This window comes from Roseovarius sp. W115, assembly GCF_032842945.2.
GTDB lineage: Bacteria > Pseudomonadota > Alphaproteobacteria > Rhodobacterales > Rhodobacteraceae > Roseovarius > Roseovarius rhodophyticola.
This window is the reverse complement of sequence record NZ_CP146606.1, coordinates 380307-394111: the sequence shown is the minus strand read 5'-3', so window position 1 is coordinate 394111 and position 13805 is coordinate 380307. Positions and strand designations below refer to the sequence as shown.

Annotated in this window: 14 protein-coding genes; 4 read left to right on the top strand and 10 right to left on the bottom strand. The window is 57.5% G+C overall.

The features are described from left to right. Positions 1 to 10 precede the first annotated feature (10 nt). The 5 genes from RZS32_RS01980 to RZS32_RS01960 all read right to left on the bottom strand — a co-directional run bounded on the left by RZS32_RS01980 (position 11) and on the right by RZS32_RS01960 (position 4132). Positions 11 to 775, bottom strand: coding sequence for a class I SAM-dependent methyltransferase (locus RZS32_RS01980; protein ID WP_317055363.1), 765 nt, complete (start codon positions 773 to 775; stop codon positions 11 to 13). A gap of 2 nt (positions 776 to 777) precedes the next feature. After that, positions 778 to 1173 (bottom strand): 6-pyruvoyl trahydropterin synthase family protein, encoded by a 396-nt coding sequence (locus RZS32_RS01975; protein ID WP_317055362.1) that lies wholly within the window; start codon positions 1171 to 1173, stop codon positions 778 to 780. 9 nt (positions 1174 to 1182) lie between these two features. Beyond that, positions 1183 to 2136, bottom strand: coding sequence for a zinc-dependent alcohol dehydrogenase (locus RZS32_RS01970; RefSeq protein ID WP_317055361.1), 954 nt, complete (start codon positions 2134 to 2136; stop codon positions 1183 to 1185). A 102-nt stretch (positions 2137 to 2238) separates the two neighbouring features. Next, the gene (locus RZS32_RS01965; protein ID WP_317055360.1) at positions 2239 to 3030 is read right to left on the bottom strand and encodes an inositol monophosphatase family protein; all 792 of its coding nucleotides are present in this window, start codon (positions 3028 to 3030) and stop codon (positions 2239 to 2241) included. A gap of 4 nt (positions 3031 to 3034) precedes the next feature. After that, positions 3035 to 4132, bottom strand: a complete 1098-nt coding sequence (locus RZS32_RS01960; RefSeq protein WP_317055359.1) for a glycosyltransferase family 4 protein — start codon at positions 4130 to 4132, stop codon at positions 3035 to 3037. Positions 4133 to 4276: 144 nt separating this feature from the next. Between RZS32_RS01960 and RZS32_RS01955 the strand changes: the two genes are divergently transcribed. Both RZS32_RS01955 and RZS32_RS01950 read left to right on the top strand, forming a co-directional pair. Continuing rightward, complete coding sequence (locus RZS32_RS01955; RefSeq protein ID WP_317055358.1) at positions 4277 to 4858, top strand: YceI family protein; 582 nt, start codon at positions 4277 to 4279, stop codon at positions 4856 to 4858. 340 nt (positions 4859 to 5198) lie between these two features. Beyond that, a complete protein-coding gene (locus RZS32_RS01950; RefSeq protein WP_317055357.1) occupies positions 5199 to 6533 on the top strand; it encodes an aspartate aminotransferase family protein in 1335 nt (444 codons plus the stop codon). A 125-nt stretch (positions 6534 to 6658) separates the two neighbouring features. Here RZS32_RS01950 and comE read toward each other — a convergent pair whose 3' ends face one another. Genes comE through hisD form a run of 5 tightly spaced genes read right to left on the bottom strand, consistent with a single transcriptional unit; the run spans position 6659 to position 10817 of the window. Beyond that, a complete protein-coding gene (gene comE / locus RZS32_RS01945) occupies positions 6659 to 7213 on the bottom strand; it encodes a sulfopyruvate decarboxylase subunit beta (protein ID WP_317055356.1) in 555 nt (184 codons plus the stop codon). Beyond that, a complete protein-coding gene (gene comD, locus RZS32_RS01940; RefSeq protein WP_317055355.1) occupies positions 7210 to 7716 on the bottom strand; it encodes a sulfopyruvate decarboxylase subunit alpha in 507 nt (168 codons plus the stop codon). Before comD ends, comE begins: the two co-directional genes overlap by 4 nt. A 50-nt stretch (positions 7717 to 7766) precedes the next feature. Then, positions 7767 to 8747 (bottom strand): zinc-dependent alcohol dehydrogenase, encoded by a 981-nt coding sequence (locus tag RZS32_RS01935; protein WP_317055354.1) that lies wholly within the window; start codon positions 8745 to 8747, stop codon positions 7767 to 7769. After that, entirely contained in the window at positions 8744 to 9517 is a 774-nt protein-coding gene (locus RZS32_RS01930; protein WP_317055353.1) for an SDR family NAD(P)-dependent oxidoreductase, read from the bottom strand. Before RZS32_RS01930 ends, RZS32_RS01935 begins: the two co-directional genes overlap by 4 nt. Beyond that, a complete protein-coding gene (hisD, locus tag RZS32_RS01925; RefSeq protein WP_317055352.1) occupies positions 9510 to 10817 on the bottom strand; it encodes a histidinol dehydrogenase in 1308 nt (435 codons plus the stop codon). Before hisD ends, RZS32_RS01930 begins: the two co-directional genes overlap by 8 nt. A 191-nt stretch (positions 10818 to 11008) precedes the next feature. On the opposite strand from hisD, the gene RZS32_RS01920 reads away from it, so the two are divergent. Next, positions 11009 to 12013: a LacI family DNA-binding transcriptional regulator gene (locus tag RZS32_RS01920; RefSeq protein ID WP_317055351.1), complete on the top strand. Its 1005-nt coding sequence runs from the start codon at positions 11009 to 11011 to the stop codon at positions 12011 to 12013. Between the two features lie 355 nt (positions 12014 to 12368). Further along, positions 12369 to 13799, top strand: coding sequence for a serine/threonine protein kinase (locus tag RZS32_RS01915; RefSeq protein ID WP_339106777.1), 1431 nt, complete (start codon positions 12369 to 12371; stop codon positions 13797 to 13799). Positions 13800 to 13805 lie beyond the last annotated feature (6 nt).

The window sequence follows — 13805 nt, the reverse complement described above, 5'->3', positions numbered from 1 at the left end:
CACTCATCTCTTAGAACTTGATACCGGGCGTGGCGAGGATGTCGACATGGCCGATGACACAGCGACTTTTCTGAGCGCCTTCACGCCGTGAACGGCTCCACGTCTCGGTGTTTCGCGCACCAGCTTCACAGGCAGCTTGTGAAATACCATCGACAAGCTCACTCTGCAGCTTTGCCATGTCTGGCCCAAGCTTCCAAGGGCTGTTGGCGGTCTGAACGTCACAACCTGCATCGCGCAAAATCTCTACGGCGCGGAGGGCCGCGTCCGGACCAAGGGCAGGGCCAAACCCCTTGTCAGTGCGCTGGTGGCGATTGAAAGCTGTGGTGATGGCTTCATCGGTCTGATTTGCAGGGGTCCAGCGCATCAGGCCATCATAGCTGAGTGCCGCATAAAACGGCACATTGAGACGCTTTGCGAACGCGCTCAACCATGCCTCTGATACCAGGTCCAAAAGTGCCGAGGCGGTAACCAATGTCACCCCGTCCAGCGGCAACGCCTCTACATCAGCGAGGTTCATCAGGCATGTCTCAGCAGAAGTGCCAACTTCAGCATTGGCCTTGTCGAGCAAGATCGGGTCGTTGTCGAGCAGGCGCCACTGCGCCGTGTCTGGTAGACTCCCCGAGAGCGCGCGTGCGGTCGCGCCTGTGCCGCACCCCAGATCAAGTATCACCGGATTGTCCCCGGCCAGGCTTGCCGCTTGCCGCAACAGGTGGTCATCGCGCGCAGCCCGGTCCGCAGGCTCGCGCAGGGCCAACCAATCGGCGGAAAAACCCATACTTAGATATCTCCCTCAAACCATGCGCGCGCGACATGGCTTTCATGGAGCGAAATGCGCAGGCGTTTGACCCTTCCATGATCGGCGAGCTTGCCGGTGCGAACCTGATCTGCGAGACGGCTAAAGATATGGTGGCACAGAAACTCTGTGGTGGTGAACTTCCCTTTGAATTCAGGGATTTCATCCAGGTTCTTGTAGCGCAAAGGCGCAAGCGTATCGGCCAGTGCCTCGGTTGCAAGGCCGATATCTACAACCAGGCCATGGTCATCGATTTCTTCCGTAAAAAACGCCGCATCAACGGTAAACGTTGCGCCATGCATGCCCTGCGCTGGTCCGAAGACCTCGGAAGGAAGCGAATGCGCAATCATGATATGGTCACGAACTTCAACAGCGAACATATGATTTCCTTAAGTTGGAGAATAGCGGACACGGTGGCAAAGCGTCTCCGGGTCAGACAGGATCGCGCCATATTGCGCGGGTAGATCATCAAATCCGGTTTCGCCTGAGATCAGCACGTCAAGAGCGGGATCACACAGGAGCTCAAGCGCCTTTGCCATACGCCTTTTGTAGCTCCAGCGCGTACGCTGCGCGGTCGGCACCTTGCCAACCTGAGAGCTGATCAACCGCAATCGGCGGCTGTGAAACGCCCCGCCCAGGGGCACGGGGGTGGTGCCGGTTCCATACCAGCTTGCTTCGACAATCGTGGCCTCGTCACCGGCACTGCGGATGGCGGTTTCCAGACCGGCGGCTGAGGCGGAAAGATGCACAACAACATCACAGTCGCCCGGAGCATCATCGGGTGTGGCAAAGTCACAGCCCAACTGGGCCGCAATCTTCGAGCGATCTGGGTTGATATCCAAAAGTGTCACCTCCGCACCAGGCAGTTTTGCCGCAAGATAGCCTGTTAGTGCACCGACGACGCCGGTGCCGACGATCACAATTTTGTCACCGGGCCCAGCCTTGGCATCCCATAATATGTTAAGCGCCGTTTCCATATTGGCCGAAAGTATGGCGCGTTCTGGCGGCAGGCGTTCGGGCAAGTGGTTCAGCATCCCTTCCGGCACGCGAAACATCGTTTGATGCGGATGCAACGCGAAAACGAACTGACCCTCCAAACGCCCTTCCATCACACGGCCGACAGCACAATACCCGTATTTTACAGGATGCGGAAAGTCTCCCTCCTGCGCCGGGCCGCGCATGCGCGCATATTCTGTTTCGGGCACCTTTTCTTGAAAGACAAGCCGCTCCGTACCGCGGCTAATACCGGAAAAGAGCGTCTTAACGAGAAGACCCTCTCCTTGCCTTGCAGGGCGTATTGCGGCCTGTGCCTGACCAACACACCAAAGAGCCATTGCCGTCATGTTAAAAGACGCTCCGGCTGACAATCTGGGATCGTGCGGGAAATGAGAGACAGATCATGGAATTCATCATAGATTTGACCACTTAGCACAGCAATGCCCGAGTCAAGTCTCTGGTGATCCAGTGCGCAGAATTGTCGCGAAGGCGGGAAACAGCCGTGGCGTGGCGGCAATCACTGTGCCGCTGTCTTCAGGGCGCTCCGCCACATTCCAGCCCTCGACTTGTGCACCGGCTTCGCGCAGCAAGAGTAATCCCGCTGCGATATCCCATGGTTGCAGTCGTCTTTCCCAAAACCCGTCAAGCCGCCCAGCCGCCACATAGGCCAGATCAAGAGCCGCGGCACCCATCCGCCGCATACCGGCACAATGTGGCATGAGATTTGCGATATCTGCGGCATGATCGGGAATATGCGCCATACCTCCAAACGGAACGCCCGTACCAAAAAGCGCGTTTGACATAAGAGATGTATGAGACACGGCCATTGGCACTCCGTTGAGATATGCGCCTTGGCCGATGCGTGCGGAAAACGTTTCCCGTCGCAGCGGATCGTGTACCACCCCAACAGTCAGAACGCCGTTGTCTTCCAGCGCAACGGAGACAGCCCAATGCCCAAGGCCACGCAGAAAGTTGGTGGTGCCATCCAGCGGATCAACGACCCATCGACGCGCGCCGGCCGCGCGTGCCCCGGTTTCCTCACCAAGCCAGCTATCTTCAGGAAAGGCATTCAGAAGACCCGTGCGCAGATGGTGTTCTGCCGCATGATCCGCACGTGACACGAAATCACCCGCCCTTTTGGTTGACACCGAGAGGGCCGCGCGATCATGCCAGTATTCAAGCAAAAGCGCGCCAGCCTCCTGTGCCAGATTGATTGCCACCGAAAGGTCATGATCCGACATGGTTTCAGACCTTTGTCACTTGGGTCGATGCGACACGCAGGAGTGTTTCATCCACGATTTTGACTGTGTCGTCCCATGTCGGCAATGCCGCACCGGCACGCGCAGATGCGGACGCCATTTCACGCCGCTCATGCGCGTTGTCGAGAAGATCTTCGAGTGCGGCAGCGAACGCCAATGGATCATCGGGTGGCACAAGCCGTCCGGCGTCTGGGGCCACCGTATCCGGCACAGCACCCACCCGGCACGTGACAATCGGCAGGCCGTGCACCATCGCTTCATCAAAGACGATGCCATAGCCCTCGTAGCGCGTTGCAAGGGCAAAGAGGCTGGCTTGCCCATATAGGTGCGACAGGGTCTCGTCCGAGACAGCTCCCACGATCTTCACGCGATCGCTCAAGCCAAGCTCGTTCACCAGGCGTGCAAGCTCTGCTGCATGATCGGGATCAAAAGCGCCTCCTGCTATGATGGCTGTCCACGTATGTGCAGTGAGACGCGCCAAGGCTTTTAACAGTACGTCATGGCCCTTGCGTGACACCTGAATGCCCACGGACAGGATCAAAGGAGGGTCGGTTTTCACGCCGGTAGATAGAGGGCGATCTGTGCCTGGCCGCGCAATGGTGATGCGAGATGTGGAAACGTCGTAGTCCGCATGCAAAACCTTAGCGGTGTGCGGGCTTGGCACTAAAACATGCACCGCGCGCGCGAGGTTCTGACGCTCCGATGTCAAGAAATGCGCGCGCTGCTCAGCTGAATGCCCGTTTTCGCGCGCCAAGGGGTGATGGATTAAAGCGACAATAGAGGCGTTCACGGCGTCCAGCACAGCGGGATCAAACGCGCCCAGTGCAAGACCATCTATGATAACAGGGCAGTCTTCGGGCAGGGCGGCCAATTGTTTTTCCGCATCGCGCATGTCCTGAGATGTGGGGTTTGGAAAGCTGGTCCCAAGTTGCAGAAGTGTGATGTCCCATCCCAAAGCACGCAGCCCATCAACCAGCTTGCGATCATACCTATAACCACCTGTTTGCGTATTGATGTCCCCAGGAACGGCAAAAGCCCCGCGACGACAGGTCGGCAGATCAAGGTGGAAGTCTTTGCCAGTCATCCTGCAAAACTCGCTAAATTGTGACAAACAAGCTTGGTGCAAAGGTTTACACTCGGCCTCACTGTTCTAGCTTTTGTCATAGGGAGCAAATTGTTCAAGGCAAGCCTGCGCTGAACCGATTTGCATTTGACCATAGGAGATATCATGCAACGTGTTGCTGCTTTTGCCGTATTCGCCACACTCGCCTCTGCTGCGCAAGCCGACATGGCCCAATATGAACTCGATCCGACCCATACGGCCATTTACTTTAAGGTTGATCATATTGGCTACGCAAAAACGCTCGGCATTTTTCCAAACGTGACGGGAAGCTTCTCTTACGATGACGAAACGCAGGAGCTGAAGGATGTGAATGTCACCATCCAGGCGGACAGCGTCAATACATTTAACGAGGCGCGTGACGGGCATGTGCGCAACAAAGATTTTTTGCATGTCAGCGAACATCCTCAAATCACCTTCGTCGCAACGGGCGGTGAGCCTGAGACAGAGAACTCGGGAACCGTGACTGGGGATCTGACCATTTTGGGACAGACCCAACCTGTAACCTTAACGGTCAAGCTTAATAAAGTCGGGGAATACCCGTTTGGTCACAAACGCGAAGTTTTGGGCCTGTCCATGACGGCATCGATAAAGCGCAGCGAATTTGGCATGACCTACGCTGTCGATAACGGACTTGTTGGTGATATCGTTGATATCAACATCGAAACCGAAGCCATGAAGATGGAATAGCCGGTTTTCTATCGAGAGCTAGGCTCATCAAGGCGCCCTGCGTGGCAATGGCCCATGTGTCTTTAAGGATGTGACATAGACTGGACCACGCGAAAGCGTTACCGCATGAAATCGGGCGTGACGTGTGGCTTCAGCACAGTTGGTGACGTCTCATGACGGCAAGCGCAGGGTGATGCAGGTCACATATGAATATGGGCTTCCTGACAGCAATCTCTTTTTGCATTGGTTGAACGACCACAGGTGAGCCGTGGCACTATGTTTCATTTGCTTTTTGCAGTCTGGAACAACCGGGTTTAGGCTCAAATTACACATCTCTTACAGCATCGGATGGATGACCCTCATGAGCCATGTCTTTCCTCGTCAAATCACCGCCCCGCCGGTCAAGGCGGTGTCGGCCAAGGGCTGCTACTTCACCGACGAGGCGGGTAAACAGTATCTCGACGGCTCTGGAGGGGCGGCTGTGTCTTGCCTTGGCCACGGTGATCCGGAGATCATCAAGGCCATTCAGGATCAGGTTGCAAAGCTCGCTTTTGCGCATACTGGATTTTTCACCAGCGACCCCGCCGAAGAACTGGCTGATCTGCTGATCAAATATGCGCCGGGGGATCTCGACCGGGTTTACTTTGTATCTGGAGGCTCGGAAGCTGTGGAAGCCGCGCTTAAACTGGCCCGGCAGTTTCACATCGAAAACGGTGAGCCACAACGCAAGCATCTCATCGCGAGACGGCAGAGTTACCATGGCAACACCTTGGGCGCACTGGCCACGGGCGGAAATGCATGGCGGCGGGCACAGTTCGAGCCGATCCTTGTGGATGTCAGCCACATCGCGCCCTGTTATGAGTATGTTGACCGGGCCGAGGGAGAGAGCGCCGAGGACTATGGCCTGCGCGCCGCACAGGAGCTTGAGGATGAAATCCTGCGCCTGGGCGCTGATCAGGTGATGGCGTTCGTCGCAGAACCTGTGGTGGGTGCAACGATGGGCGCGGTTCCTGCAATCACAGGATACTACAAGCGCATCCGCGAGATTTGCGACACATACGGCGTGCTTTTGATCCTTGATGAGGTGATGTGCGGTATGGGTCGCACAGGGCACCTATTTGCCTGTGACGCGGACGGTATATCGCCCGATATCCTGTGCATCGCCAAGGGGTTAGGGGCTGGATATCAGCCCATTGGTGCGATGCTCTGCACCAAACAGGTTTACGACACTATCGGGGCCGGATCGGGTTTTTTCCAGCATGGCCATACGTATCTTGGCCACCCCACGGCCTGCGCGGCAGGTTTGGCCGTGGTGAATGCCATGTTCGACCGCGACCTTATTGCCAATGTAAACACCCGATCAGAGCAGCTTATGACAGCACTGCGCGAGGCCTTTGGTCAGCATCCTCATGTCGGTGACATCCGGGGCAGGGGGTTATTCCTAGGGCTGGAATTTGTGGAAGATCGTGACAGCAAGACACCGTTTGATCCGATCCTCAAAACTGCTGCGACCTTCAAAAAGGCGGCTTTCGAAGCGGGGCTCATCTGTTACCCCATGAGCGGCACGCGCGATGGGCAACTGGGCGATCATGTCCTGCTCGCCCCGCCCTTTATCATTACCGAAGACCAAATCGGCGAGCTTGTCGGCAAGCTTCAGGCCGCTGCGACCGCCATCCCACATCTCGCAGGTCACTGACCCGCGCGCTTATCAGCCCTCACGGGCTTCTTCGCGCCGAAAGCCCGGCAGGGCTTGAGAAGCACCTGCAAAAGAAAACCCGCAGCCATATCGCTGCGGGCTCTTTCGTTCCGGCAAGGGCCGCCTCAGGCCTTCACGGCTTCCATAAACCGATGCTTGATCACAACGGGATCCATGGTGATCACCGGCATCTTGGCATTGCCGCTGTCGCATTTGACAACCATCACGGTCATTTTCTTGCTATCAATGGCTTCTTGCAGAGCCTTGCCAGTGTCGACGTCCTGCACCTCGACCACATTCTCGCAACCCGCCGCGCGGGCCATACCCGCTAGCGAGGTTTTCTTGCCGGTATAGGTCGGCTGATCCCCGGTTGAGCCATAAGAGCCGTTGTCGATGATCATCAGGATGTAATTGTCGGCCACATTGTTCGCGATCGTGGGCAGGGTGCACAGGTTGGTCAGAACCGAGCCATCCCCGTCAATTGAGATCACGGTTTTGTCCTGCGCCAAAGCAAGGCCAAGACCGATCGAGGACGACAACCCCATCGTGCCCAGCATGTAAAAATTCGTCGGCTGGTCATCAATCGCATGAAGCTCTTGGGAGGGAATGCCGATGTTACAGACGACAAGCTGGTCGCGCAGGATCGGGGCGATTTCTTTGAGAATTTCAGAACGGATCATTGGTCGCCATAGCCTCCCCAGAAGTTGGCATCGGTCAAGATGGCCACAGGTTTGTTGCACATGAAGGTGTATTTCAGAATGTTGTCGAACTCTTCGACGTCCCGCTGCCAGTGGAAGTGGTAGGTCGGGATGTTGAGCTGTGCCAAGAGCGCCTTGGTGTGCACCGCCATTTCCACCTGACAGGCCACCGGTTCGCGCAACTCGCCGCGATAGGAAATGATCATCGGAAGCGGCATGTGGTAATACTGAATGAGCGTTGCCAGCGTGTTGATCGTCACACCAATCGCCGTGTTCTGCATGATGATGGCCGGGCGTTTACCACCCATATGCGCCCCGGCGCACAGGCCCATGCCCTCGTCTTCCTTGTTGGAAGGAATGTGATAGATGCCGTCGCGGTTCTCGACCTCTTCGATCACACCGGCGAGCTGCTTGCAGGGCACAGTGGTGACAAAGGAGATGTCGTTGGCGACAAGATCATCAACGATCTTCTTGTCGATATTCATCTGAGTTAGCCTTTCGGTTGGAGCGCCTCGGCGCTGTGTGGCGTTACATGCTATTGATCGGGATAGAGTACGATTTTCGGATGTGCGACGTGGCCTGCGCGCAGATCCTGAAAGGCTTGATAACCATCGGATAGAGTGCGTTTGTCAAACCAGTCGAGCGGACCAAGGCGGCTGTCAAAAATGGCCTGCGCCGTGTCGCGGAAATCTTGGGCTGTGTAGGTATAGGTGCCGATAAAGGTGATCTCCTGCAGGGTCATGCGTCGGACATCGAGACCCCCGGCATCCTCGCCCAGACCGACATGCGCGATCACACCGCCGGGTTCTGCCATCGCAGACGCGGCCGCACGGGTTGCGGCATAGCCCACGGCGTCGATGATGATGGGAAACGTGCCCTCGGCTTGTGCGATGGCCTTTTGGTTGCACGTATCCTGCAAGAAATTGCGCCGCGCATCGTTCGGCTCCGAAAGGGTGATGTCATCAACACCCATGGCCTCGAGCGCCAGCGCTGCGGCGAGACCAATCGCCCCGCCGCCGATAACCAAAGCGCGCCGATCCTGAGACGGATGCAGGGCCTCCAGCGCCAGACGTGCGGCGTGCCAACTCACCGCCAGTGGCTCAGCCAAAGCGGCCTTATCAAGCGCTGTGTCCTCCGGCACTGTGACAAGGTTCTGCTCCGGCATCGCGACAAGCTCGGCAAAGGCCCCTTCGCGCGGTGGCATGGAGATGATCTGCCGGGTTGGACACAGGTTTTCGCGACCCGATGTGCAGGCCGGGCATGTGCCGCACGTGACCAGTGGGTTGATGGTGACGCGATCTCCTGCACGCGGGCCTCCAACGATCACGCCTGCCGCCTCATGCCCGAGTATCAGAGGGGCCGGACGGCGATCATCGTGACCCAGATAGGCATGCATGTCAGAGCCGCAAATGCCCACGGCGGCGACACGGATGAGATGCTCTCCGTCACGTGGCGCGGCATCAGCAACGTCCCGGTAGCCCATCTGCTCCACACCGTCATAAACAAGCGCCTTCATTTCGCGGTGAACCCCCCGTCGACCATGAGAACCTGTCCGGTGACATAGCCAGAGGCCTCTGAGCACAAGAAAAGTAGCGGCCCGTCGATGTCGCGCAGCTCTCCGTTGCGGGCAACACAGGTTTGCGCAGCGTTGCGCGCGGCCCGGTCGGCATCACCGAATACGGCTTGGGTCAATTCGGTTGGGAAAAATCCGGGGCCAATCGCATTGGCCATGATGCCATGCGATGACCACGCCTCGGCCATGGCACGGGTGAGCTGGGCGATACCGCCTTTGGATGCGCCATAGGCGATGCCGCCGGGAAAGGCGCGCGTGGTCTGCAGCGAGGCGAAGTTGACGATGCGGCCCCAACCCTTGGATTTCATTTTCGGCACAAAGGCTTGGCTCAAGAAGAAGGGGGTCGAGAGGTTCAGCGCCAGCGTTTGGTCCCATCCTTCCGCCGTGACATCATCGGCAGCTTCTCGGGTGTTGATTCCGGCTGCATGAATAAGAATGTCAGGTGCACCAAAGGGCGCTGCGATCTTCGCCACGACGGTGTCGAGATCATCCCTGTTCGACACATCTGCGACGACCGTTTCAATGCCGACGCCAACTTCCGCTTTAAGATCCTCCAGCGCCTCTTTGCGCCGTGCCACGCCAACCACGTAAGCCCCGGCAGCGGCCAAGGTCACAGCGGCGCGACGCCCCAATCCCGAGCTTGCGCCGGTCACGCAAGCCACATGGCCTGTCAGATCAAACAGATCCCGTGGGTCTTGTTCGGGATCACCCATCGGCACTTAGATCGAAGTTTTCTTTGGGGAAATATTTGGCCAGACGCACATCCGCCGCACGGGCATGTCCTTCCATCCCCTCCAGACGCGAGATGCGCGCGGTGGCTTCGGCCACGGATTTGGATCCTTCGCGTGTGGCGCGCTGCCAGGTGACGATCTTCATGTATTTGTGCACGCTTAGACCACCGGTATAGCTCGCAGCCCCTGATGTGGGCAGCACGTGGTTGGTGCCGGTGGCTTTGTCGCCGTAGGATACGGTGGTTTCTTCACCGAGAAACAGAGAGCCGTAGCAGGTCAGACGGTTGAGCCACCAATCAAGGTCTTCGGCCTGCACCGTCAAGTGCTCTGGCGCGTAGTCATCGGAGCAAGCTGCCATTTCTTCGCGGTCGGCACAGATGATCACTTCTGCATAGTCGCGCCATGCGGCAAAAGCGTTGTCGCGGTTAAGCTCGGGCAGGTCTTTGATTAGGCCAGGCACAAGCTCCATCACCTTCTCGGCCAGGTCACGTTGGTCTGTCACCAGCCAGACAGGTGAGTTGTAGCCATGTTCGGCCTGGCTCACCAGATCAGTGGCCACGATATGAGCGTCGGCTGTGTGATCAGCCAAGATAAGGCTGTCCGTAGGCCCGGCAATCATGTCGATGCCAACCTTGCCAAACAGAATGCGCTTGGCTTCGGCCACGAATTGGTTTCCCGGTCCCACCAGGATGTTGGCCTTGGGCAGGCCAAAGAGGCCATATGTCATCGCCGCAACGCCCTGAACCCCGCCCATGGCCATGATCTTGTCCGCACCGCAGATATGGGCGGCGTATACAATCGCCGGGGCAATGCCGACGCCGGGGCGTGGGGGCGAGCAGGCGGTGATATGACGGCAGCCTGCGACCTTGGCTGTGGTCACGGTCATGATGGCACTGGCGATGTGACTATAGCGGCCACCGGGCGCGTAGCATCCGGCAGCGTCCACTGGAATGGCCTTTTGCCCCGCAACAAAACCCGGCAGGATTTCCATCTCGACATCCGCCACGGTCGACTTCTGCATTTCCGCAAAGCGCCGCACATTGTCATGAGCGAACTGGATGTCCGCCTTAAGCTTGTCCGGTACCTGCTCACAAGCCGTGTCAATCTCTTGCTGCGTCAGAAGGGTGTTGCCTTCGTACTGGTCAAACTTCGCAGCATATTCCAACGCCTTTGCGTCCCCGCCCGCTTCGATGTCGGACAGGATGCCCTGCACGGTGGCATGAACTTCGGACGCATCAGACTTGGACGTCAGCGTTGCTTTTTTAAGATATTCGCGAGGCATGGAGGGCCGTTCCTTATTTCTCGTTAAAAGGCCTGTCGCATACACGCCCCAAATGACATTGGAGCAGAATCACACAAGCTCCGTGTAAGCGCTTACATAATTTATGCAAGCGCTTACATCAAGCGGTTTCAAAACTTCTGTTTTATGCTATGAGGCCCTGTGAACGCTGTGCGAAAGGCTGTGCCACATCAATGAATGAGCCTGTGCCGACGCTTGATGATGTTGCCAAGATGGCAGGTGTCTCCACCGCCACGGTGTCGCGTTGTCTGAATGAGCCGGGCAAGGTGATTGAGACTACGCGGGACAAGGTGATGAAGGCCGTCGATGCGCTGGGTTACACACCGAATTTCGCGGCGCGGGTCATGGCGGCCAAGCGCAGTTACACCATCGGGGCGATTGTGCCGACGCTGGACAACGCCATTTTCGCCAAGGGTCTGCAAGCATTTCAGGAAGCGCTTCATGCGCGGGGGTATACGCTCTTGGTGTCCAGCTCTGCCTACAAGCCTGACATCGAAAAGGAACAGATCCGCACCTTGGTGGCGCGGGGCGCAGATGGTCTCTTGCTGATTGGCTATGAGCGCGAAGGGCAGATCTATGATTACCTGGCGCGGCAGAACGTGCCAGCCCTGGTGGCCTGGGCATTTGATGCCGATGGACCAGTTCCGTCAATCGGGTTCGACAATCACGCAGCGATGCGGGCCGTGACGCAGGCCGCAATTGACCGCGGGCATCGTCGCATTGCGATGATCTCTGGCGTTTGTGCGGGCAATGACAGGGCGCAGAAACGTCTGGATGGCGTAAAAACAGCCATGGCCGAAAAAGGCGTGTCGCCCGACGCGCTGGCCGTGATTGAGACCGCCTATACGATTGAAGCAGGGGAAGCTGCTTTTGCCCGCCTCATGGCCCGAACGCCACGTGCGACGGCAGTGATCTGCGGCAACGATCTTTTGGCGGTCGGCGCGCTGCAATCGGCCAAGACCGTGGGCATTGATGTGCCTGGTGACGTGTCGCTCACAGGGTTCGATGACATGGAACTGGCGCGTATCGTTCAGCCCACACTCACCACGGTTGCCGTGCCACATCGTGAGATGGGCCAGGCCGCAGCGGATGAATTGGTGGCGATGGTCGAAGGCACCAGCCCCGGACGATCACGCCTGTTAGAAACCGAAATCGTTCTGCGCGCCTCTTTGCGCTAAGCGGCGACTCTCTTGCCGCAATGCGTGGCAATTGCATTCAATTCTTGGCTTTACCCCACGTCGGGCCACAGGGTTAGCCAAGTTTGGCCACGAGTTCTCCACATTTCCAACGCCCATATAGAGAGCGGGATTGGGTTGATTCGAAGACCACCCTTTCCCATTGGGCCAAGGTAACGGGGAAGACGATGAATCTTGAACCGCAGCGCAGTGGTATTGAATTGCCCAGCGGCACGAAACTCCTGAGGGGGCAGTACGTCATTGAACGTCCGCTTTCGCAGGGGGGTTCGGGATTACCTATCTTGCGCGTGACAGCCTGAAGCGCCGTGTGGTCATCAAGGAATGCTTCCCCCAGGATTTGTGCACCCGCGCTGCCCTTCGTGTTTGTCCCAAGACCGAGCAATTCGCCAAACGGTTCGAGACCGTCCTCGATCAGTTCAAGCATGAGGCCTACCGGCTGGCGGCTCTCGAACACCCTGGCATTGTGCGTGTGCATCAGGTGTTTGAGGAAAACGGCACGGCTTTCCTTGGCATGGATTTCGTGAATGGCGAGGATCTGTGCACCATCGTTGAAGAAACGCCTGAACGTCTTGATGGCGCGACCCTCTTGCAGGTTGTGAGCGAAGCACTCGACGCGGTTCAGTACACCCACGAGCAAGGCATCCTGCATCGCGACCTGGCTCCGGACAATTTCATCATTGATGCCCGCAACAGGGTCACGCTGATTGACTTCGGATCTTCTCTGGAAATTGAAAGCCAGGATCAGTCAGCGAGCAGCAAGCTCTTGGCGGTGAAGGACGGGTACTCACCATTTGAGTTTTACGATCAGGCCGCCGAGCACCATGTGGTCAGCGATATCTATGCGCTAGGTGCCACCTTCCATTACCTCGTCACCGGCTATACCCCACCCGATGCGGAAATACGTCGTCAGTCCATTGAGGCAGGAAACCCAGATCCCTTTGAGCCGTTGCGCGGCGTGGACTGGGACCTGGATCAAGGGTTCCTGAACCTGATCAATCAGGCGCTCAATGTGTATCCCCAGGATCGTATTGCGAGTGCGGCGCAGTGGCTTGGGCATTTGAATGCGGCTCTTGCGGCTCACGTTCAGCCACAGGTCCAGGCTCAACCATCCATACAGCCTGTGCAATCTGTACAACCCGCCCCGGTCGCGCAGACGCAGCCCGAAATCCATGTGCAACCGCAAGCGTCGGCTCCGGTCGTGGAAGACTCCAAACCGCTGCATGCGCCGGTCAAGGATGCGCCTTTATCTGCGCCGGATCCAAGGGTGAAAGCTGCGGTTCCAGCCGAGACGGAGAGCAGCCCGAAACAGAAAACACTGGCGGCGGCCCCTCCGCCAGATCCAACGGCGATCCCCCTAGATGCGCCCGAGATCATATCCAAGATTTCCGAGCTTGTGTCCGACACGAACAGCAAGTTCACCCCAGGTGTGTCGCATCTGTTGAAGACCAAAGAGGATGTCGAGCGTGAGGCGGCATCCAAGATCGAAGAGCCCAAGTCAAAGTCGCAGCCCGTCGACATTTTTGGCAATCCTATTGAAGACGTTGATGCGTTTCTGGCCGAACAGGATGGAACCCCGCTCCGCAAGAAACGTAAGTCGAAAGATAAAGCAGGCACCTCATCCCAAGACCCGAGCATGGAACAACATGCCGATGCAGAAGGCCGAGACCCGAACGATCCCAAGCCTGCGCGCAAGGGCGCGATGGGTCGGTTCTTTAACAAAATTCTGCCCGGAAAAGAGTCTGGCGACTCTGTTGTTCTTCAGAACTAAAGGAAC